Origin of the sequence: Criblamydia sequanensis CRIB-18, assembly GCF_000750955.1 — a bacterium.
Classification (GTDB): Bacteria; Chlamydiota; Chlamydiia; order Chlamydiales; family Criblamydiaceae; genus Criblamydia; species Criblamydia sequanensis.
Window position 1 is genome coordinate 106,574 of sequence record NZ_CCEJ010000003.1, and the last position, 21,994, is coordinate 128,567.

Annotated in this window: 16 protein-coding genes; 12 read left to right on the top strand and 4 right to left on the bottom strand. The window is 37.6% G+C overall.

All coding sequences use genetic code 11. The annotated features are described in order from the left end of the window. Positions 1–59 precede the first annotated feature (59 nt). The gene (locus tag CSEC_RS12525; protein ID WP_053331701.1) at positions 60–791 is read right to left on the bottom strand and encodes a class I SAM-dependent methyltransferase; all 732 of its coding nucleotides are present in this window, start codon (positions 789–791) and stop codon (positions 60–62) included. 375 nt (positions 792–1,166) lie between these two features. On the opposite strand from CSEC_RS12525, the gene CSEC_RS02315 reads away from it, so the two are divergent. From CSEC_RS02315 to ade, 6 genes are all read left to right on the top strand, one after another. Beyond that, on the top strand, positions 1,167–2,723 hold the full coding sequence (locus CSEC_RS02315) for a U-box domain-containing protein (protein ID WP_041016813.1): 1,557 nt from the start codon (positions 1,167–1,169) through the stop codon (positions 2,721–2,723). A 523-nt stretch (positions 2,724–3,246) separates the two neighbouring features. Next, positions 3,247–4,728 carry a RimK family protein gene (locus CSEC_RS02320; RefSeq protein ID WP_041016814.1) on the top strand — a complete coding sequence of 494 codons (1,482 nt, stop codon included), beginning with the start codon at positions 3,247–3,249 and terminating at the stop codon, positions 4,726–4,728. After that, positions 4,721–5,959 carry a carboxylate-amine ligase gene (locus CSEC_RS02325; RefSeq protein WP_041016815.1) on the top strand — a complete coding sequence of 413 codons (1,239 nt, stop codon included), beginning with the start codon at positions 4,721–4,723 and terminating at the stop codon, positions 5,957–5,959. The genes CSEC_RS02320 and CSEC_RS02325 overlap by 8 nt, the downstream gene beginning before the upstream one ends. After that, entirely contained in the window at positions 5,956–6,714 is a 759-nt protein-coding gene (locus CSEC_RS02330; protein WP_053331702.1) for an N-formylglutamate amidohydrolase, read from the top strand. The genes CSEC_RS02325 and CSEC_RS02330 overlap by 4 nt, the downstream gene beginning before the upstream one ends. Continuing rightward, the gene (locus CSEC_RS02335; protein ID WP_041016816.1) at positions 6,651–7,397 is read left to right on the top strand and encodes a cysteine peptidase family C39 domain-containing protein; all 747 of its coding nucleotides are present in this window, start codon (positions 6,651–6,653) and stop codon (positions 7,395–7,397) included. The genes CSEC_RS02330 and CSEC_RS02335 overlap by 64 nt, the downstream gene beginning before the upstream one ends. After that, a complete protein-coding gene (gene ade, locus CSEC_RS02340) occupies positions 7,394–9,010 on the top strand; it encodes an adenine deaminase (RefSeq protein WP_041016817.1) in 1,617 nt (538 codons plus the stop codon). The genes CSEC_RS02335 and ade overlap by 4 nt, the downstream gene beginning before the upstream one ends. Before the next feature lie 260 nt (positions 9,011–9,270). Here the strand turns inward: ade and CSEC_RS02345 are convergent, their stop codons facing one another. Next, positions 9,271–9,975: a hypothetical protein gene (locus tag CSEC_RS02345; protein WP_053331703.1), complete on the bottom strand. Its 705-nt coding sequence runs from the start codon at positions 9,973–9,975 to the stop codon at positions 9,271–9,273. Between the two features lie 164 nt (positions 9,976–10,139). Here CSEC_RS02345 and CSEC_RS02350 point away from each other — a divergent pair, with 164 nt between their 5' ends. From CSEC_RS02350 to rimK, 3 genes are all read left to right on the top strand, one after another. Further along, a complete protein-coding gene (locus CSEC_RS02350) occupies positions 10,140–10,934 on the top strand; it encodes a hypothetical protein (RefSeq protein ID WP_041016819.1) in 795 nt (264 codons plus the stop codon). Positions 10,935–11,013: 79 nt separating this feature from the next. Continuing rightward, a complete protein-coding gene (locus CSEC_RS02355; protein ID WP_041017220.1) occupies positions 11,014–12,834 on the top strand; it encodes a glycoside hydrolase family 15 protein in 1,821 nt (606 codons plus the stop codon). A gap of 131 nt (positions 12,835–12,965) precedes the next feature. Further along, positions 12,966–14,366: a 30S ribosomal protein S6--L-glutamate ligase gene (rimK, locus tag CSEC_RS02360; RefSeq protein WP_041016820.1), complete on the top strand. Its 1,401-nt coding sequence runs from the start codon at positions 12,966–12,968 to the stop codon at positions 14,364–14,366. 3 nt (positions 14,367–14,369) lie between these two features. Here rimK and CSEC_RS02365 read toward each other — a convergent pair whose 3' ends face one another. After that, positions 14,370–15,104 carry an SDR family oxidoreductase gene (locus CSEC_RS02365; RefSeq protein WP_041017221.1) on the bottom strand — a complete coding sequence of 245 codons (735 nt, stop codon included), beginning with the start codon at positions 15,102–15,104 and terminating at the stop codon, positions 14,370–14,372. 279 nt (positions 15,105–15,383) lie between these two features. Between CSEC_RS02365 and CSEC_RS02370 the strand changes: the two genes are divergently transcribed. Next, positions 15,384–18,173, top strand: a complete 2,790-nt coding sequence (locus CSEC_RS02370; protein ID WP_041016821.1) for a class I SAM-dependent methyltransferase — start codon at positions 15,384–15,386, stop codon at positions 18,171–18,173. A 169-nt stretch (positions 18,174–18,342) separates the two neighbouring features. Continuing rightward, the gene (locus tag CSEC_RS02375; RefSeq protein WP_041016822.1) at positions 18,343–20,772 is read left to right on the top strand and encodes a hypothetical protein; all 2,430 of its coding nucleotides are present in this window, start codon (positions 18,343–18,345) and stop codon (positions 20,770–20,772) included. Here the strand turns inward: CSEC_RS02375 and CSEC_RS02380 are convergent. Beyond that, positions 20,756–21,112, bottom strand: coding sequence for a hypothetical protein (locus tag CSEC_RS02380; RefSeq protein ID WP_041016823.1), 357 nt, complete (start codon positions 21,110–21,112; stop codon positions 20,756–20,758). The genes CSEC_RS02375 and CSEC_RS02380 overlap by 17 nt on opposite strands. Positions 21,113–21,295: 183 nt before the next feature. Between CSEC_RS02380 and CSEC_RS02385 the strand changes: the two genes are divergently transcribed. Further along, positions 21,296–21,898: a hypothetical protein gene (locus CSEC_RS02385; protein WP_041016824.1), complete on the top strand. Its 603-nt coding sequence runs from the start codon at positions 21,296–21,298 to the stop codon at positions 21,896–21,898. Positions 21,899–21,994 lie beyond the last annotated feature (96 nt).

Consider the following 21,994-nt stretch of genomic DNA (forward strand, 5'->3'; position numbering starts at 1 on the left):
ATGAGGAATCAAAATGTTTATGTCAAGCATTCCTAAACTTTGAATAAAATTAGGATTATTTAACGAACGTTTAAAGGATTTTTAACGTGGATAACTTTCATTGGCGTGAAGTTTAGCCATATTGTATTATGCTCTACGGGCTTATGTTTTAAGTAATCATTTTTAGTTTTTAGAATGCGTCTGAAGTGATTATAGAGTTCAGGCTTTAGCTTTTTGCAAAGCGAATAAGCACATAGTCTAAGTTCCGGCAAAGCCAAATATTCATAGTAGGTAAAAAGACCCTCTTTTGCCAAAAGCTCCGTTTCCAGTTTTTGATAGAAAAATTTGACCTGTTCGGGATGAAAAACAGTTAAAGGCAAACCTGAAATGATAAAGTGATAAGGTTTCTCGGGAAAATAATCTTCGACTTTTTTCTCGTGGATGGTGACTTGATTTCTTTTAGGCGAATTATTAACCAGGATCCTTAGCTCTTTTACAAGTTCCGGGACACATTCGATGACATCCAGGTGATCTCCATCTTCAAGGTGTTGCAGCAGGTGCTCGGTAATCACTCCTGTACCGGCGCCAATCTCGAGAATTCTTTTATTTTTGAAAGGAATCTCATCAATTTTTTTAGCTATCGCTTTTCCAACAAAAGGTGAACTTGGCGTTGCAGCTCCTATTGTCTTCGGGTAATGGATAAAGTGATGGAAAAAGGAGGCCATATCCTTAACCGGTTTCACCACCTGTTTTTCAATTCTATGATTAAAACGATGAACTGCTTTTTTTAAACCACTCATTTTTAATGACATTTCGATTTTACTCCCATTATTTGAACCAGTACCGTTTTTTTGAGAGTTGAACTTGCTCTTTTTAGCTTATTAAGTCAATCAAATGTCAAAAGTCCCTGATATTCAGTTCGTAATATCAAATGAAGCCCCGGTTCAATAGGACTGTTTTTATTCGGCATTTACCCAGGGTTGACGAAGAATGAGGTTTTTACTGCTAGTTAATTTAACTCAAGAAAATTTGAATGCTTTGTTGATTAAATAAAATTGATCTTATTTAGTTTAACTATTATTAATAAATTTAAGTTATTATTAACTAATTATTAATATTTTATTGTTTTTTACTTTTACTTTTGATAAAATAAATAATTTAATAATAGTTTTTTTATGAGGTAGTTTGTGAATTGTGATACTAGCTTTAATAATTGTAATGCCCAGGGAAAGTCCCTTTCTTTTAACCCAAAAGAGAAAGAAAAGGAAAAGGAATTAGACAGCAATAATCCATTCCCCGAGGCCGGAGATTTTTGGCTCGGGCTTGAGTCTACCGGGCTCGTCTATAACTCTGAACAGGACAAATTTTTTCTAACGCCTGAAGTTGCAAAGTCGAGCAAAGCCGGCAGATTACAATTTTGGGTAGAAGAGTTTGTTAAGGAAGCCAAAGCCTTCGAAAAAATGACCCCTAAGCCGACTCACTTAATTTATAAGCAAATTAGAGCTCTTTTGGCGAATTATGATTCAAGGAACCTAACCCGCGCTATTCGCAGTTGTTTCCAAGATGAAGTAGGCTTAGATTCGCTACTTGAGCTCTTAAGCTGTCCAATTTATCACTCTTTGATCAGAGAGCCTGTTTTGCTTGACTCAGGGCAGATAGTGGATAGGGAATCTATCGAAAAATGGGTTAAGTCAGGCCAAAATAATAATCCCTTTACAAGAGCACCCCTTAGTTATACGAAAGATCCTCTTATTCAAAAGTTGCTTTATGCGTTAGATGCCAAGTTTTCTGAGGGCGCACCTAGAACAACAGAGGCCAAAAAAACGTATAGACAGGTAATTAAAAGTCCATTCTTTGTAAATGAATCACCCCTTTGGTGTAGAGCTCTTGCTATCATCATGCAGCCTAAAACTTTCTTTATTCGTAAAAAAGGAAGGAACCACTTTGTACTTGAAGCAAGATTGCCGATTTCAGAAGGAGGTAATTCTTCTACTCCTTATAGTCTTTTAAAAGTAAGCTTTTGTGTCGATAAGGGAGGAAAATTCCAACTTATCAATAACCCGACTCAAATTTTTGAGACGATGGAGGATTTGTTAACGAATTTTGGTTGCGAAGGGTATATGCCTTTATCTCCTAAAGAAAAACACGCTCTTGAGTCTACTGTAAATAAAGAGGTCTTCCTTGCAAATATTAGTTTATCAAGCCCTGATTCCCCTCAAAAAGATTGCTTGCTCAATCTTATTAAGCAGTTAGAGCATCGTTTTACCGAAGAAAAGGTGCGTCAGCTAGCTATGGGCCATGACAAAATGGTGCTTTTTAGAGCGAGCATCAATCCGACAAGTTTTCCATCGCTTACTGCTTATTATGAATTTAATAATGGAAACTCCAGAAAAAAACTAAAGCTCGGTTTCTTAAATGGCAATCTTTATATAGCGAGTGGTTTTGCCTATGGCCGGACACAACAGGGTGATTATTTAGTTAAATTTAGCAAAAATGGACAGGAAAAAATGTGTGTACCAAAAGAGCTAAATCCGGAAGATCCTATCGAAAAATTGATCTTAAACGAATTTAACTTTCTAAAAGATAATAATTTGCTCGCAAACATGGGACAGGGTTTTTTTATTAAGGAAGACCCAATTTTATTTACTGACCAAATGAAAGCTGAGAATCTGTATTTATATTCTGAACTTGATAGAGGCGGCTATGAACTGGATAACTTAAGGGATAGTCCGTACGGGTTATAAATTCCACGATCCTCTTCTCTAAAAGAGAAGAGGATTTTTTTTATATCCTCTCATCAGTATCAAAACGCCCGGTAGAATATAGAGAGCCTCTTCAAATCGCTTTTCAAGAGGATTATTCCGATGTTAAAAAGAGCAGCTCCTCCTAAGCATGTTGCCTTTATTTTAGAGAATTTTCCCTTTCAGCCCGGTTTTCCTTTAAGGAAGACAAATATATTCATTCGCATTTACTATTATAGCAATTACTTATAAAGTATTTGGTGTAAATTTATTAATTATTGATCCTTTATGATTCATCAAATTTTTATTGAGAAAGGTGAGAAAAGACTTTGTTTTTTTGAGTTGAAATTTTAATTTTAGCTTAAAATATCTTAATTTTTGATTTGTTAATTTTGAATGGCATCTTTAACTCTTCAAATTGAATACCTTCCTTTTCGTCTTCTGTTTTCTTTTATGAAGACTTGCATGGATATTTACAAATTTATATGACTTCTTTCGTAAGAGATTTTAGCCTGGATTGCTTAAGATGGTAAAAACAATTGTAGTTGTCGACAAAGAAAGCGATTGGAAGCTTTCTGATTTAGATGTCGAAATCGTGACAGCCGATAAATATTTGAAAGAAGGACAATATGAAAAATTAGGAAACGTTCATCTTTTAAATTTTTGCAGGTCCTTCTCTTATCAAAAATTAGGGTATTATGTTTCCCTTGTCGCTTCTGCAAGAGGCCATAAGCCTCAGCCGAGTTTACACTGCATAGCGGACTTTAATTCCCATGCCATGGTTAGAAGGCTTGTTTCAAGCGAATTTGAGGAGTTGATTCAACATAGCTTGAGCCATATTCAGTCAAGCAGCTTTGTTTTAAGCATCTATTTTGGAAAAAACTTGGCTAAGTGTTATGACCGCTTAGCCACCTATATCTTTAAACAGTTCCCGGTTCCATTTTTACAGGTGAAGTTTTTAAAATTAAAAGATAAATGGGTGCTTTCCGGCCTGACACCTCTTGGAATGCATCAAATTCCCGATTTTCACCAAAATTTTGTCTTGGAGCAAGTAAAGCGATACTTAAGCCAGAAGAAAGTGAGCGGCACAATCAAAAGAAAAAGCACAATTTTTGATTTAGCCATCCTTGTGGACCCTGAGGAAGAACACCCCCCGTCGAATAAAAAAGCGATTCGTAAATTTTGTAAAGCTGCGGAAATTCTTGGTTTTTCTGTTGAGTTAATTCAAAAATCCGATTTTGGGAGGGTAGCTGAATTTGACGCTCTTTTCATCAGACAAACGACAAGCGTCAACCACTACACTTATCGATTTTCAAGAAGAGCTTATGCAAACGGCATTGAAGTGATTGACGACCCTCTTTCTATCTTACGCTGCTGTAATAAAATCTATCTTTATGAACTGCTTGGCAAGCACCAGCTCCCTATGCCTGAAACGAAACTTTGCGACAGCAGCGCGATTAAAGAGTACGCAGAAGGAATTACTTATCCTGTTGTCTTAAAAGAGCCGGATGGCTCTTTCTCGCAAGGGGTTTATAAAGCTTCCAACGCTGCTGAATTTGAACAGATCACCAAAAAAATGGTGGAAAAATCAGAGCTTATTTTAGTGCAGCAGTTTATGCCCTCAGATTATGATTGGCGCATCGGGGTTTTAGACGGTCAGCCGATCTACGCTTGCAAATATTTTATGGCAAAGGACCACTGGCAAATTTATAAGAAAAAAAGTTCCGGGAAATTAGAGGAAGGGGATTTTGAAGCAGTCCCAATTAAAGAAGTCCCTAAAAAAGCGTTGCAGCTTGCTGTTAAAGCCTCGAACCTAATAGGCAAAGGTCTTTATGGGGTCGATATGAAAGAAGTCGAAGGCAACTTTTATATTATTGAAGTGAATGACAACCCCAACATCGATGCAGGTGTAGAAGATGAGATTTTAGGCGATGAGCTTTACCTTGCTGTCATGAGAGTGATTTATAATAGAATCCAGCAAAAAAGGCGGCACTTCACCTATGTCTAATTTAGCGGCACCCAATTCCAATAAAAAAACCTATTCTCTTTTTGAGGTTTTTGGAGTTGAGCTTGAATACATGATAGTGGACCAAGAAACATTAGAGATTCTTCCTATCACGGATCGTCTTTTTCAAGATATTTCTGGTGAAATTACAGATGAGATTGAAAGAGGTCAGATCACTTTAAATAATGAGCTTGCTCTACATGTTGTCGAGCTAAAAACAACCAAGCCTGAAAAAGATCTCTCTTCTCTTCCGGAGTTATTTGAAAAAGAAATAAGATCTCTCCAAAAGTACCTAAAAAAACACCATGCAAGACTGTTGCCAAGCGCCATGCACCCATGGATGGATTCCTATAAGGAAACAAAACTTTGGCCCCATGGTGATGCCACGATCTATAATGCTTTTCATAAAATTTTTGACTGCAGAGGGCATGGTTGGGGGAATTTGCAAAGCGTTCATTTAAACCTCCCCTTCTCTCAGGAAGAAGAATTTGTCAAGCTCCATAGCGCCATCCGGCTGATACTCCCTCTTATCCCAACCCTTGCCGCAAGCTCGCCTTTTGCAGATGGGGCAGCCACAGGTTTTAAAGACACAAGGCTTAAGGTTTATCAGTCTAATTGCAAAAAGATTTTTTCTGTGACAGGCCATATCATCCCTGAATATTGCGGGTCTATTGAAGAGTATCATCAAAAAATTCTCCAACCCATTTATAAAGACCTTAAGCCTTATGATCCTCAAGGGGTGCTTCAAAACGAATGGGTCAATGCAAGGGGGGCGATCACTCGTTTTAGCCGACAAAGTATTGAGATACGGCTTATAGATATTCAAGAAGCTCCATTAATGGATTTAGCCATCGTAAAAGCGCTCGCGAGTTTGATCGGGAATTTGATAAAAAAGGGAGATCTTGAAAAATTCGACGAGGTTCGCCTTAAAAAAATTTTGGAAGAAGGCATCCAAAAAGGAGAAGAAGCCTGGATAGATGATTTAGACTATTTAAAAGTTTTTGATTGGCAAGGGGCCACAATCCCAGCAAAAGAGCTATGGAAGCATCTCTTTGATAATTTTATCGACCTCGACCCTGTCTCTCGAAACCAACTGGAAATCATAATAAAGGAAGGGACTTTAGCTACAAGACTTTTGAAAAAAGCCGGAAATTCCCCCTCAAAAGATACTTTACGAAAGGTATACTCTTTACTTGGAAATTCCTTAGACAAAGGGACGCCGTTTATACCGTGAAAATTAAAAAGGTAGTGTTAAGCGTTGAGCATGCAGGCTTTGAACTCCCTTATGGATTCGAAATTTCTATCCCCGAAAAGATCCTTACAAGCCATAGAGGGTATGACAAGGGGGCTTTTGAAATAGGGGAGGCTTTTGAAAAGGTGTTCAAAACGGGCTTTTTTAGTCAAAGCCTCTCACGGCTTGTAATCGAGATGAACCGCTCCTTAAACCATCCGTTCCTTTTTTCTTCCTACACGAAGGGTTTAACAAAAGAAGAAAAAAAATCTTTAATCGATCAATATTATTTTCCCTATAGGGATGCCGTTCAATCTTTAATTAGCCGTAAAATTAAACAAGAGGGGAGTGTCGTTCATCTTTCCCTCCACACTTTTACCCCGATTTTTAAGGGAATAAAAAGAAACGCTATGATTGGGCTCCTCTACGACTCCCGTAGGAAAAGAGAGCGCGAGTTAGCCCTCTCTTGGAAAGAGAATTTAAAAAAAAATTTGGATATCGGTTATAATGTTAAATTGAACTACCCCTACCTCGGGAAGGCCGATGGTTTGACCTCCTATTTCCGTAAAATTTATAAACCATCCGAATATGTGGGCCTAGAGCTTGAGGTAAATCAGGCGTTATTCTCTAAAAGACAAGCCTTTTTTGATCTTTCTATCCTAGTGGCTGAAGCTTTAAAGGAGAGCCTAAAGACATGGGAAAAAAACTTAGTATTGAAACGCAGCCAACAGATACCACCTGCGGACCTACCTGCTTAAAAGCAATTTACGACTTTTACGAGGAGGCGGTAATTTTACCTCAGCTGATTCGGGAAATCCCAAGCCTTGAAACAGGGGGTACTCTTGAAGCGTTCCTCGGGATGCACGCTTTAGATCGCGGATTTGCCGCGAGAATGTATACCTATAACCTTAAAGTCTTTGACCCTACCTGGTTTTTTCCGGAACCTTTGCCTCACGAGGTCCTAATTGAAAAATTGCAAAAACAGGTTCAAATTAAAAAAAGCAAAAAACTTGAGATTGCTTGTTTTGCCTATATTGAATACTTGAAAAGAGGGGGTGAAATCTTTATGGAAGATCTCTCTCACACCTTGATACTTAAGTACTTAAAGAGAGGAGTGCCTATCTTGACCGGATTGAGCAGCACTTATCTTTATAAATCCGCAAGAGAGTATGTCGATCAAAATAGGCAAGTGATAGATGATGTGAGAGGCTACCCCGAAGGACATTTTGTCGTTTTAGAAAATTATGATCCCGACACCCATCTTGTCAGTGTGATGGACCCTTGGCCTTTAAACCCTTATTCTGAAAATCAACGCTACGACCTTTCGAAGAATCATCTAATGACCTCTATCATGCTAGGGGTATTGACTTATGATGCCAATTTAATGATTATAACAAGAAAAGAAACGCTAGATGAGATGGCAAAAGAGGAAGAAGCTTGACTTTCAAAATCCAAGGAAATGTTGTCGACATTGTAAACCTTAAGATTTTTCCGGCAGAGATTAAAGTTGAAAACGGAATTATCGCAGCTATCCTTCCTTTAGATAAAGAACTCCTAGGTCCCTTTATACTTCCCGGATTTGTAGATGCTCATGTGCATATTGAAAGTTCCATGCTCGTGCCAAGCGAATTTGCAAGGCTCGCAGTAAAGCATGGAACTGTAGCTACCGTTTCAGATCCCCATGAAATAGCAAATGTTCTCGGCATTCCGGGAGTTCGCTATATGGTTCAAAACGGGAAGGAGGTTCTCTTTAATTTTTGCTTTGGAGCCCCTTCTTGCGTACCGGCAACCCCTTTTGAAACCGCAGGCGCTAAACTTGATGTAACCGATCTTAAAACCCTATTTGAAGAAGATCATCTTTCCTATTTAAGCGAAATGATGAACTATCCCGGGGTTCTTGCAAAAGATGAAGCTGTGTTAGCCAAAATTAATTTAGCTAAACAACTAAATCTTCAAATAGATGGCCATGCTCCGCTTGTAAGAGGAAAGAATGCTAAAGAGTATTTTTCAAATGGGATTACAACCGATCATGAATGCAGTCAACTTGAAGAAGGGTTGGAAAAAGCCAATCTTGGGGTTAATATTCTTATTAGGGAAGGGTCTGCTGCAAAAAATTTCGAAGCGCTCCATCCTCTCATTCGATCCCACCCTGAAAAAATTATGTTTTGCTCCGATGATAAGCACCCGGATGACCTTCTTAAAGGTCATATCAATGAAATTGTTAAAAGAGCCCTTAGGAAAGGATATAATTTAATGGATGTTTTAAGAATCGCTTCCTTAAACCCTATCCGGCATTATGGGCTTAAGGTCGGTCTTTTGCAAGCAGGCGATTCGGCGGATTTTATTGTGGTGGATAACTTAACCTCTTTTGATGTCAAGACAACTGTGATCAAGGGGATCGTTGTATTTGATAAAGGCGTGACGCTTATGCCAAGGCCTGCCATTTCCCAGCTCAACAACTTTGATGCGGAGCTCAAAGATGAAAAGGATTTTGCCATTAAAGCCGGACCTACGCCTATAAATGTGATTAAGGCTTTTGACGGGGAGCTTATAACAGATTCTTTTCTTGAAACGCCTTTAATTGAAGAAGGATGCTTTGTTTCCGATACGAAAAAAGATCTCCTTAAGCTTGCAGTTGTCAATCGCTATAAAAATGCAAAGCCTGCGATTGCGTTTATCCAAGGCTTTGGTTTTAAAGAAGGGGCGATTGCATCTTCTGTCGCTCATGACTCCCATAATATTATAGCGGTCGGGGTTAATGATAGCGACCTTAAAGAGGCTGTGAATGCTGTTATCCGATCGAAAGGAGGTGTGGCTGTTGCCTCAAAAGGTAAGGTTTATAGTTTAGCTCTTCCCGTTGCCGGTTTAATGAGCGATAAGGAAGGAGATTTTGTAGCCAAAGAATACGAAGCGCTCAATCTAAAAGCGAAAGCGCTTGGATCGTCTCTTGCTTCTCCTTTCATGACTCTATCTTTTATGGCCTTGCTTGTCATTCCAAAGCTTAAGCTCAGCGATTTTGGACTTTTTGATGTCGATCAATTTAAACTGGTTTAACCTTAATTTGCTGCAATATCCGAACTTAAACCCCTGATTACCCCCTAAGCTCCTGATGCTTCATCAGACTTCTTCCGAAACTCCATTCAATTGTTAAAATAGCTGTTAGTGGCGTCTTTTTTCCTAAATTTTTCATGCATAGGCTATGCTTTCAAATTTAATAAAATTTGCCTAAACCCAGCCCATTTTTCGAATCAAAGCGAGTTTCGAAAGAAGTCTACTGCTTAACTGTAGAGCTTGCCCAACGGATTTGGGCGTTATCAGGGGGTAAAGGGCAAGGTCGGCTTTAATTTCTCGGCAAAGGCCACATAAGCTTCCTTTGAGCGTTTGCTAAAAGTATTTTCCGGCGGATGAGTGATTTCATCAATCAGAGGCACCGCAATGACAAAAACATCTTTTAAGCATGGATTGGCTTCATTTAAACGCTTTAGAACGGCGTGGACAGGCTCAGCAAATGCGATATAAGTCCGTCGGTTCCCTCTCTTACCTTCATGATGGCTATTAGGACCATAAAAATGGTCGTTAAAAAAATTCAGCCTCTCTTTAAAATGGCCGGAGGCGTCCAAATGACAGCAAAAGGAATTTCCAAAAAAATCGGACTTGGGGTGTCCGAAAGCTTCCATATAGGCGTTCTCATCTTCGCAAGGCTTTCTTTTATCTAAATTGACCCTGTTATTATAAGGGTCGTGGCCATACCTTGCGGCATGAGGAGGAAATAGGGTTACGGGAAAAGGTACTTTTTTTAGAAGGGCATAAAGAACTTGGGATCGGCATTGGGCGCCTGAACAAATTGGGTAGAGCGCATCATGCGGCTTTATCAACATTTTATCTTTTTGAAGAGTGCCATCTTGATTTTTGGATAAAACTTGCAAAGAGCCGCCTTTTTGGATAAATTCTTTTACGCAGTCTGCTAAAGATGCGATCTCTTCAAGATGGGGGTCTTTATAAATAGGATCCAAGTTCACGAAAATACCTTATGTATCTCACTAATTTTTACCTTAAACGTTTAATTTTAATGTTAAAACGTTTTTTTTGTTAGAAACTTATATCTATTTTCTTAATAATTTATTAGTAATCAACACTTATGATGTGACTTTTTTTAATTAATTAAAAGCAGGATTTTATACGAATGTCTTTTCATGCTATCGCAGAAAATTTTAATAAGGTTAACCAAGCGCTTCTCCAAACTCCCGAGCCAAAAGACCACCCTTATTTTGTAATTACAAAAAATAAAAATGACCATTATGTGAGTCGGCTTGGAACAAAAGAAGAGAAATCCTCAGCTCAAGAAATCGCCTTGTTTGCATATAGCCTTTTGGAGGAAGCTAAAACCCAATCGGAAAAAGACGTTAAAATGATTCAGGAAGGGCTTAAAACTATAAGTTTAAAATTTAAAGCAAAAAAAACGGATGGTTTTATAAGAGCGATTCTTTATATCATTACTTTTCAGTTTTTGACTGTATGGAATCTTGCATCCCTATCTCAAAAATTTGACAATCTGGGGATAAAAAATAAGCCTTTCCCGCAGTTTATCCCTCTTGAGAAATATAAAGCCGGCCGTTTTCCGAAAGGCGTTCCATCTTCTAAAACGGACCCCTTCGCTCAAATAACAGACTTAGGCAAAGCTGTTATGATTGAACTTCCCAAAGATGAACCTTCCAAAAAGAACATTATTCTTGGAATGAAAGCTCAAAAATCCGATTTTCTTAAAAAGAAATTTGCGATTTCAGATTTCAAAAAAGGTGAAATCGTGGTGGTTAGAAGAACACAAACTAAAGAAACCCCTAAATTTCAATTTGTTAAAATTCTGGAAATCGATGAAAAAGAAGAACAGGTTGCTTTTTCTACCGGAAAAGAAGAGATCATAAAAAAGATTTGCTGCTTCTATAAACCGGCAAAAGAAGCTGTTATCCGGCCCTCTTAAAAATTTTCTTTTGAAAGGTAAGAGTTGAAATGAATGAAAGGCTTGAGTATTGATAGCTTTTAAGTCTATTGGTGAAGCTATGCCTTATCAGCCTATTGAAAATTATGGAATTATCGGGGATTTGCATTCGGTGGCCCTAGTTGGTCTTGATGGATCTATCGACTATATGTGCTTTCCGAATTTTGACTCGCCGTCCATTTTTGCAGCTCTTCTTGATGATAAAAAAGGAGGGCGTTTTAAAATTGCGCCCCGAATGGAAAAGCTTCGTAGGAAGCAGCTTTACCTGCCTGATTCAAATATTTTATTAACCCGTTTCTTAAATAGTTCCGGCATCGGTGAAGTTTCCGATTTTATGGTCATCGACGAAACAAGACACGCTCATACCCTTGTTAGACGTGCCAAAGCGGTTCGTGGAGAGATCCTTTTTGAAATTATTTTCGATCTAAAATTTGACTATGGAAGAACAGGCCATAAGATTATCAGAAAAGAGAAAGAAATCCTCTTTATTCCCGATAAAGAAAATTTACCACGCATTCGACTGATTGCCGAAAATATTGTTTGGAATGAAAAAGAAGAAGGGATTCTTACAGCTGAAGTATTATTAAAAGCCGGGGAATCAATGGCTTTTATTATGGAAGAGGCAAAACAAGACCAACCCTCTCCCACAATGGAGCCTGATTTTGCTTCAACTTCTTTTAAAAACACCCTCAACTTTTGGCAAAAGTGGATCAGTCAATCGACCTATCAGGGAAGATGGAGGGAGATGGTCAATCGATCAGCTCTTGTTTTAAAGCTATTAACTTCAAAAAAATATGGGTCGATTGTTGCCGCGCCAACGTTCGGGGTTCCGGAAGAGATTGGAGGAACCCGAAACTGGGATTATCGTTATACTTGGATTAGGGATGCTTCTTTTACTTTGTATGCTTTAATGAGGCTTGGCTACACAGAAGAAGCGAGAAGCTTCATGAACTGGATAGAAGAAAGATGCCAAGATCTAAACCCGGACGGTTCATTACAAATCATGTATGGTTTGGATGGACGAAAAATTTTAGTTGAGGAGACCTTAAGCCATTTTGAAGGCTATATGGGCTCAAGGCCTGTCCGTATCGGCAATGCAGCTTTTGGTCAGATGCAGCTTGATATTTATGGCGAGCTTATGGACTCGGTTTATATTTACAATAAGTATGGCGAGCCAATTTCAATTGATATGTGGGAAAATTTAACGCGCCTGATCGCTTGGGTGATCAATAATTGGCAAAGAAAAGATGAAGGCATTTGGGAGGTTAGAAGCGGCAAGCAGGACTTCCTTTACTCCAAGTTGATGTGCTGGGTTGCGATTGATCGGGGAGTTCGACTAGCTTTAAAACGCTCCTTTCCGGCCCCCCTTGATCACTGGATACGGGTCAGGAATGAAATCTATAAGGAAATTGTCCATGAATACTGGAATCCAGCCATCGGGGCTTTTGTTCAGTACAAGGGGTCTAATAATTTAGATGCCTCCTCTCTTTTAATGCCTATGGTTAAATTTGTTGGACCGACAGATCCCAAGTGGCTTTCCACTTTGGAAGCAATAAAAAAAGAACTTGTCGATGATTCCCTTGTCTATAGATACCGTATCGGCTGCGGTGTGGAAGATGGTATAGAGGGACGAGAGGGGACGTTCAATATGTGCTCCTTTTGGTACGTGGAGTGTCTATCGAGAGCCGGAAATTATAGCCAAGCAAGGTTCCTTCTGGAGAAAATGTTTGGGTATGCTAATCACTTAGGCCTTTATGCCGAAGAAATGGGGGCGGATGGAAGACAACTCGGAAATTTCCCTCAAGCCTTCACTCATCTTGCATTAATAAGCGCTGCCATTAATTTAAATAAAAATTTGTCACAGCATAAAATAAGCTGGTAAAATTTATCTGATTATTATTTTTGGATGAATATATTTATGAAAATAAGTAAACTTTTTCTTTTTAAATATATTTAACTCTATTGATTCAATAATCAATAAAGCATTTAACCGGCTTAAACTTTAAGGTTGCCATGGACAAAATCATTGTAGGGTCTGAAGAATGGTGCACTCTGCCAGAACTTGGGCTTCCAGCCATTAAAGCACGAATCGATTCAGGCGCTAAAACATCTTCCCTCCATGCTTTTAACATTGAACCCTTTGAAGAAAATGGAAAATATTGGGTTAAGTTTTCTATTCATCCCATCCAGAATAATCGCAAAATAGTCAAGCATTGCCAAGCCGAAGTTATTGATAGAAGAACAGTAAAAAGCTCAAGCGGCTCGGTTGAGAAAAGATATGTGATCCTCACAAGAATGTCTCTTGGAAACCTCAATTGGAATGTAGAGGTCACTTTGACGAATCGTGACTCCATGGGTTATCGGATGCTAATAGGAAGACAAGCCATGGAAGATAGAGTCCTCGTAGACCCAAGTAAAGCTTTTTGCTTAGATCTTATCGATGAAGAAAAAGCAAAAGAGCTCTATGGAGAGCCCTCTATAAAAAAACGGGGGCTTCGGATCATAGTTCTTGCGTCTAACAAGGATCTTTATTCGAATAAAAGGCTTATGGAAGCAGGAGAAGTTCGCGGCCATGAAATGATTTTTGTGAACACGAAGTATTGCTGGGTAAATGTGAATGCTACAAAACCTGTCGTTCACTATAGAGGCGGTGAGATATTAAAGAATATCGATGGAGTAATTCCAAGGCTAAAGCCTTCCATGACTTTTTATGGATGCAGTGTTTTAAGACATTTTGAAGCAAGCAACGCTTTTTGTTTAAATCGTGCTCAGAGTATTGCTCGAGCAAGGGATAAACTCAGATCTTTACAGCTTCTTGCTGAAAGAGGCATCGATATGCCAATCACAGGTTTTGCCCACTCTCCTCAAGACACGACTAATTTGATTAAAATGGTAGGGGGCGCACCCCTTGTGATAAAGCTTCTTGAAGGTACTCAAGGGGTTGGTGTCGTTCTTGCAGAAACTAGCAAAGCGGCTGAAAGCGTGATTAATGCTTTCAAAAGCTTAAAAGCCAATATCCTCGTCCAAGAGTTTATTAAAGAAGCGAAAGGAAGAGATATACGCTGCTTTGTAATTGATGGAAAGGTAGTCGGAGCTATGGAGCGGGAAGCCGCAGAAGGGGAATTTAGAGCGAACTTACATCTTGGAGGAACAGCGCATCCTGTCAAACTTACTCAGGAAGAAAGAAAAATGGCGGTCGCGGCAGCTAAAGCAATCGGGCTTGAAGTGGCAGGCGTTGATATCATAAGATCTAAAAATGGCCCCAAAATTCTTGAAGTGAATGCCTCTCCCGGTCTTGAAGGCATTGAAAGAGTGACCGGAAAAGATATTGCCGGCCTTATGATTGAGTCTGTTGAAAAAAGTGTTTTTGGCGCAAAGGCAAGAAGCTTGGCAAAAGTTCCTAGAGGCTCTTAAATCTTACCAAGGGATCAATTTTTTATTCCTAAAAAACCCGCCTGTCGGACCGTTTTCTGGAAGGGTGGCAAGCCAAATCGCAGTTTCAGCCCCTTGTTCGACACTTAGCGGTGCATTTGATCCGCCCATCTCGGTTCTAACCCACCCCGGGCACATGGAATTAATCAGAATGTTATGCCGTGAGGCTTCTTTAGCAAAGAGAATAGTAAGAACATTTAAAGTAGCTTTTGAAAGCCTGTAAGCCGGGGATGAGTACGTTGAGACAGGGGATTTGGCATCGGACATATCCGTTATAGAACCCATCCCGGAGGAAATATTGACTACACGCCCATAATTTTGTTTTTTCATATAAGGCAAAAGAGTTTGGGTTAATAAGAAAGGCCCATACACGTTTGTTGCCATCGTGTTTTCTAAATCCTCCAGGGAAAGTTCATCAATTCTTGCTGTCCTGTCAAGTAAAACGGCGGCGTTATTTATCAAAATATCTACTTTTAAACCTCTATTCTTTAGCTCTTCCGGCAATTTTTGGATGCTTGCTGCGTCCCTTACATCAAGAGTCATGAAATCAACTTCTAAACCTTGATTTTTTAATGAAAGGGCAGTTTCCTCTCCTTTTTGTCTATCCCGTGCGCTCATAATTACTTTAATCCCGGCCATAGCAAGTTGCTTTGCGATCTCTTTGCCAATTCCTCTATTAGAGCCTGTAACTAAAGCGATTTTGCTATTTTGATCCTTCATAGGGGTCCTTTCATCAGGGTTAAATTTTTTTATGGCAAGTTTTAGACCTTTTTTCAAGAAAAAATAACAAAAAGGAAGATCTTAATGAAAATAAATTTGGTTTGTTAATAAATTAATGAAATTTACATGATTTAATGAAATATCAAATAAGTAAAATTTTTTAATTTCGATAATTAAAATAATTTATTTAGTTTACTAAATAAATATAAATAGATAATAACTTGTATGAATGAATAATTCATTTTATAAGAAAAAAAATTAAATAGTTTATTTTTATTCATGGCTTTTTTAGTTTCATCGGAACGGTATTTTTTTCCTGACGATCTATCCATTAAATCAACTGTACCAATGGCTAAACCGAAAGAGGAAGATCTAACCTCACTTTTTCTAGCTTCTTTTTTTAATCTCAAAAATCTCGATTTGCTAGATCAAAACCACATTTATGGGCATGAGGTACAAAAGAGAAAATATAAGAAAATCAGCAGGAATAAAAACTTTCAAAAATCTAAAACTAAAATCACCCTTCCCTTAAAAAAATATGGTGAGATAAGTCAAGTTTCTTTTGTTTTGTACGATCGACGTGTTTTTAAAAGCGAAAAACTGCAAAACGAGTTTTTTGTAAAAATCAAATTTATAAATGAAGGTTCCAAATACCTTTGCTTAAATGAAGAAACCTTTGTGCAACGAAGAAATTATTTTCAAAAATTGGATCAAACAATAGTAGAAATTAAAAGAAAACGCGATAGAACCGCTGCTTTCAGCAGTCAATTTTGGTCGCGTGATTGGATTGAGAAAGTCTCCAATTCCTATGAGAAAATTGATAGATCTATCGAGCAGGCGGTTTTTGAGTTTAGTAGAAATAAAGAAAAGATTCATATTCTGGAGATATGCGGGGGAAACGGCAGATGCGCTCGGCGTATATTAAGCGGCAATTCTTCAGTTCATCGCTATACCCTTATAGAACTCGATTCAAAAAGCACTGAAGAGGCTAAAGAAAATCTGAAGAGTTTTCGAGAAAAAGTTGAAATCCATCAAGAGGATGTCCTCAAGATGAATTTAGAAGATGTGATTTCTGAACCTCCGGACTTTATCATTGCCTCGGGAGCCCTAACCACTTTAGTTTTTAATAACCCTTATGAATGCAAAATTGTTCTAAAAAAAATGATAGCAAGTCTAAGAGAAGGGGGGCGCATTCTGTTAACAGGTTTAATGCCTGAGCACGTTTCTCTTAGCCAACTCCTTTATTATTCAAATTTTAAAGTTCTTAGTAGTTTTGATAACGTTTTAAACAAAGAATTTATAATTATAGAAAAATTACCCCCAAGAACTAAACTCAGCATAAGAAAAGGGAAAATAGATTTTTTCGAAGCTCTTCATAGCTGCAAGCCAAGGCCATCCCGTTTAAAAGAAGCTTTAGATCCCTTTACAGAAAAAGAACTTAGGGAAGTAAAAAGCGTAGATTTAAGTGTTTTAGATCTGGATCCTTTTGAGTTAACCGAGTTGAGAAGATTTCCAAGGTTAAAAACCCTTTCGCTTGGATTTACAAAAAATGTCTCTCAGCTGCTCAGCTTTATCCCCCATGAATGTTTTGAATCATTGGAGACTCTTCATTTAGAAGGGACCGATTTAAAAGAAAAAGATCTTGAGTCCCTTTTTCTAAAGCTTCACGCTAAAAAACTGAACTTATTAGGATGTCCGAATATAAGCCCGGAAAAAGCGATTGACTACACTCTAAAAGCCGCTCTTAATGGGTTAACATTGGATTTAAGTTTTTTATCCCATAACAGCTATACCGAAAAGCAAATAGAAAGTGCCCTTGAATCCCTTTTTTTGGAAGAAATGGTTCCTTCTAAAGTAATCATTCCTTTAAGGGTGCTTGAAAGAATCCGTCCCTTATTGTTTAAGAGACTGGCTTCTTTTTTGATTATGAAAAAGACGCGCTTTATAATGGATGCTCCTTTTAATCAGGAGACAAAAGACCGTATCAATGAATCTCAATTAAGCAAATTCGTTAAAAATTTAAACCTTCCTCAAAAAAATAATAACTCGCCTTTTTTGCCCTTCAAAAATCTAACCCCTAATGAACAAGACATCTTTAAAGCTATTTGGAAGATGAATTCCGGTTTAAAATTAAATCAGATCAAACAAATAGTCTTATTTGTTGAAAGACAGGTAAAAAGTACCTTTGAAGGCTTTCCCAAAATCCTACGCAAAGAAGATTATCACTTACCGAGAGACCTGGAAGTAGCCCAAGATGGCTCTATCCGAATTTTATTAAAATTGAAAAAAGTTCCTCCTATTGGGTGCGGGATTTCAAAAGTTGTTAAATACGCGCTTTCTTATCCAAGAGAGGAAAACAGGTCTTCTGAATATTTGGCAAATTTTACAGTGAATCAAGAAAAGTTTCCTAAAGTCATCAAAACCCTTCAAAAGGTGTATGATTTGCAAAAACAAAAAAGAGGGGAGGGGTTAGCGTGTATTCAAAGTTTAACTTCTTATATCAATAAAAAAGGAAAGAATAAATGCCTTGTCACCATGCCTTATTATGCGAATGGGTCTTTAAAAGAGTATTTATTGAACAACAAGCAAATAAATGATCCTAAATCTTTTTTTGTAAACGTCCTAAGAGGAATTCATTCTCTTCATCAATTAGGCCTGGTTCATGGGGATATTCATTCAGGAAACCTCCTTGTTGATTGTGAAGGTCAAGTATTTGTAGCAGACTTTGATAAAATAAGAGGTGTAAGGCATCTTCTTAAAAATCCGATAAACCTGAACACGGCTCCGGAGCTTCTGGAAGCTTTAGCCGAGGCCAAAACTTTAGATATTAAAGTTCTTATTGAAAAATATAGGTTAAGTCAAAAAATTGATTCTTGGATGGCAGGTTTACTCTTTACCAACATTGTTAAGACCTTTAATAAAGCTCTCTTTGCAGCTTCAAATCCACTTTCTTGCCTCCCAAAAAAAGGTGAAGAAATCCTGGAAAGAATGCAGGAAGTAAAACCTGAGAATAGGATTTCAGTGGCTTGCGCTCTCAAGGAATTTGAAGAGCTCGAGTTAGGAGCTTAATTTTACTTTAGTTTTTTTTCAAAAGCCCTCTCTTTTACTTAACTTTTAATAGTTAAACGACTCACTCTCTTTTAGTTAGTTAATGTTTATTGAATTTTGTTTTTAAACTATGCTAACGTCAAAAAAGGGTTCGAAGCGATTAGCCCGCTAAATTAAAAGAGATAATCATATGGGTACAGAATCTATAGCGACGTCCGTTTATTTAAGCCCTGAGCTCATAACAGGTCAGGTTATTCATTTGCATGCCGCAATCTATCGCGCTTGTACGCAAAAGGTCGAAGAATTTGCCATTAAATCTCTTAAAATACTTTTTTATCCAATAACTTTAGGAATTTCATTCTCAAGAAGGGCGGCAATTGTAGATTTTTGCTTGATGACACCCTTGAAGGTTGCGAATGTAGCCTATGAAAAAGTAATGGATAAGCCGCTCTTAGATTCTGCGAAACTAAAAACACGCATTCAAAAAAAACAGAAGCTTGAAAAAAAGCAAATGAGAATAACTTTTGGAAAGGAAAGTCCGAAAGCTTATTTTTGCAGGCAATCTGCGGCTTATGTAAATTTAATTATCCCTAAACTTTTGGCTGAAGAAATGAGCATTCTGCCGGAAGCTTTTGAAAGCTATGTCCTCTTTAGATTGGGCTACTTTTTTAGATATGTCAATTATCAATTCGATAAAAAATTGGATTATAAGAATACAGCCATTAAGCATGTTTTTGGACAAGCGATGACTCGCCGTTTAATAAAAGCCAGAACCAACCTTTCGCACTTTGTTTGTTCTCCAATTTATGTAAAGGGCTTGATCGATGTTGAATTTCTCTTTCTAAAGGCTTTGACAAAGTTATTGAATTCAAAAAGTCAAGATTCCGGAAAAATAAAAAAAATAATCAAATTGTTGATTCGAGGTCTTGGAAAAGCATTTTCAGAACAGCCTCTTATCGAGAATTTTTTGAGAGAGCACACTTTTCATTCTAAAGAGGAAGCTTTTATAGCAAGGCTTGAGTGGCATAAACAAAATGGAAGCCTTCCCAAAAGTTTACCGGATCCCTCAGAGGAGAGATTGACGACCGGAAACTTATGCAAAAAACTAGATGAAAAATTGGAAAAATTTTTAGTTGATAAGCTGCAACTATTCTTACCGAAGTCATCGAGCGCTTTTTCAGATAGTAAATTTCTTCGTCTCGCTTATTACTTAGAGGGTAAAGATGCGGTTATTAAATTAGCTTCTCACCTTATCGTAAAGTTTGGAATCAATCAAATTGTAGACCCGCATCTTTTTGCTATAGCCATTTTGAATAGCAGCGGAAATTTTACTCTAGATCTTGAATTAGATGGATTTGGCGAAGGAAAAGAAAGCATTATCTTGAAAGCCGGAAAAAAGATGATGCTTGATAAGAATCTTGATAAAATTAAAATTTACAACAATTCAAAGTTAAAAGCCTCCCCTAATGGTCTTGAAGGCATTAAGCAAAGAAAAGAAGCTAGGGATCGCTTGCAAAAATTCATTGCTAAGATGATTTATGATCTAATTAAAACAGAAAATTTTCGTCAGCCCGAGACGATTTTCAAATTATTTAGGGAAAAAGCGCATGAATTACCTTTTATAGGAACCGCTACAACCACGCTTCATTTTTTAGTAAACGGCACTTTTTTCTCTCTCGGCTATTTATTTAGGGATTCAGCTGAAACTGAAACTTCCTACCTTAGATGGATGTTTCAAAAGCTTTCAGGAAAAAAACTGGCTAATTTTCTTTCTGAACGTATAGTAGCTTTGATTTATCACCCCTCTTGGCGAATAACTGTTATGCAAATACTAGATGATTTCATTGAGTTTTTTGAAAAGCCGGAAGAAATTGTTATTTCCCAAAAAAAAACATCCATCAATCAGAGCCTTAAACATATCACAGATTTCCTTTTTAACCATTTCACGGATGGAACCGCCGTTCCCTTTAAAGAGAATATCGGCTCGTGGATCGATTATTACAGCGAAGAAAAAGTGTTAATGCAATTTCTTGATATGTTTGAGTCTGAGAAAAATGATTTTATAGACGAAGTCTTAGACTCTTTAACGCCTCTTATCAAAGAATCGATTTTGCATACGAGAATAACGGAATCTTTCAGGAAAGAAGGGGTTGCATTTGAAGGAGATGATAAATTTTTTGAAAGTTTTGTTAAAATCATTCTAGACAAGCTAGTTGACATTGATAGTAATGATAGAAATTCAAAAGTTGAGCTTACCCTTAAAGATAAACTTAAAATAAGGGAAGAGCGCATCGATAAATTATTGAGCCTGGATCAAGAAAAAATGAGAAAAAAATTTGCAAGATACGCAAGTCTTGAGGGTTCTAATAAAATTAACGGTTGGACATTTGTTGAAAGAAGCGCTCTTCTTGATTTTGAAGAACTTGCCAATGCGCTTCAAGAAGTCGATAAGTCTCATGAAGATTCTGTCGTTATTGAAAACAAACCAATAGATGAACCCGAGTGTTTGGATCTTACCACTAAGCGTAAAAAGAAAGCGACAACTAAAGGTGAAAAACCGATTACTAAAAAAGTGAACGAAGTAGAGACAGATCTTGGGGACTTCACAATTCTTGGGTAGCTTCAGGAGGTTTCTTTTTTGCGACATAGGCTTTTATAAGCAAGGCTCCTATGAGGAGAACACCGATTGCGCTTAAGCCAGGGTTTACAATAAAAAGGAGCGGGAAAACAACGGATGCAATTAATCCTACCCAAAATATTAGGGAATTATTCTCAGAGTTTTCAATTTTTTTGATGTCTTTGTTTTTTAATGAACCTTCAGGTGAATCAGAGCTTACTAATTTGTTAGAATCTAAAATAAATTCATTTATTTTTTTTCCCTCCTCCTCTCCCTCTTTTATTAAATTTTGAGTGGTCTGTAAAAGTAACAAAAGTTTTTCTTCCAAGCTTGTTATCTGCATAATATCTCAACTATTAAAAAAGGGAGTTTAAAAATTTTACTTTTTTTGGAACAATGGGAATTTAATGATTTTCAGCCAAAAAATTCTGGTTTAGAACCTAACATTTTTTTAAACGAAAATTTTGGTTTACCTAAATCTGCCCTTATGGGATTACCTTAGTGTGGTTATAAAAAGGAAGAAAAAGTGATTAAAAAAATTTCTCTTGTAATTTTAACTTGTATTTTTTTATCCCCTCTCACCCTTTTAGCCGGTGAACAAGAGGCTAAAATCAGAGTTGCCTACTTTCGCCCTGAAGCTTCGATACTGAGAAGAATATATGGAAATGGATTTATTCAATATCAATTAGACTACTCATTGAATTTTTGCGGCAAACTAGACTATTTTGCCAATATAGGTTACATGAATAAACACGGACATTCGATCGGAGAAGAAGATCCAACCCGTCTTCGGTTGACTCCGATTAGCACAGGCCTAAAGTATAACTTCGATTTTTGCAATTTTTGCAACGGACTTGAAGGGTATCTTGGAGCCGGTCTTACTTATTCGCTTCTTCGAATTCATGATGATTCTCCATTCGTTATAAGACATAGCGGAAAAAATAATCTCGGCTGGGTGGCAAAATCGGGACTGAATTTTACTTTTTGCAACTGCGGTGTAGCTGAAATTTTTCTCGACTATTACTACACGGAATTTCATTTTTCCGGTGTGACAAGCAATAACGTTGTCAGAAACGATCTAAATTTGTCAGGTCTTCTTTTTGGCGGCGGCCTTGGCGTAAAATTCTAACCTTTTAGTTTGAACCCTTGATTTTGCGCCTAATCCGTTAGGCAATCAGGGGTTGAAAGAGACCGCTTGTTGGTTTTTAAACAAAAACAAACGGTT

Bases quoted from the DNA above. Each gene is read 5' to 3' on its own strand.
- CSEC_RS02370 (WP_041016821.1), top strand. From the start codon at position 15,384: ATGGCTTTTTTAGTTTCATCGGAACGGTATTTTTTTCCTGACGATCTA.
- CSEC_RS02380 (WP_041016823.1), bottom strand. From the start codon at position 21,112: ATGCAGATAACAAGCTTGGAAGAAAAACTTTTGTTACTTTTACAGACC.
- CSEC_RS02375 (WP_041016822.1), top strand. From the start codon at position 18,343: ATGGGTACAGAATCTATAGCGACGTCCGTTTATTTAAGCCCTGAGCTC.
- CSEC_RS02365 (WP_041017221.1), bottom strand. From the start codon at position 15,104: ATGAAGGATCAAAATAGCAAAATCGCTTTAGTTACAGGCTCTAATAGA.
- CSEC_RS12525 (WP_053331701.1), bottom strand. From the start codon at position 791: ATGTCATTAAAAATGAGTGGTTTAAAAAAAGCAGTTCATCGTTTTAAT.
- CSEC_RS02355 (WP_041017220.1), top strand. From the start codon at position 11,014: ATGCCTTATCAGCCTATTGAAAATTATGGAATTATCGGGGATTTGCAT.
- CSEC_RS02350 (WP_041016819.1), top strand. From the start codon at position 10,140: ATGTCTTTTCATGCTATCGCAGAAAATTTTAATAAGGTTAACCAAGCG.
- rimK (WP_041016820.1), top strand. From the start codon at position 12,966: ATGGACAAAATCATTGTAGGGTCTGAAGAATGGTGCACTCTGCCAGAA.
- CSEC_RS02325 (WP_041016815.1), top strand. From the start codon at position 4,721: ATGTCTAATTTAGCGGCACCCAATTCCAATAAAAAAACCTATTCTCTT.
- CSEC_RS02320 (WP_041016814.1), top strand. From the start codon at position 3,247: ATGGTAAAAACAATTGTAGTTGTCGACAAAGAAAGCGATTGGAAGCTT.
- CSEC_RS02335 (WP_041016816.1), top strand. From the start codon at position 6,651: ATGGGAAAAAAACTTAGTATTGAAACGCAGCCAACAGATACCACCTGC.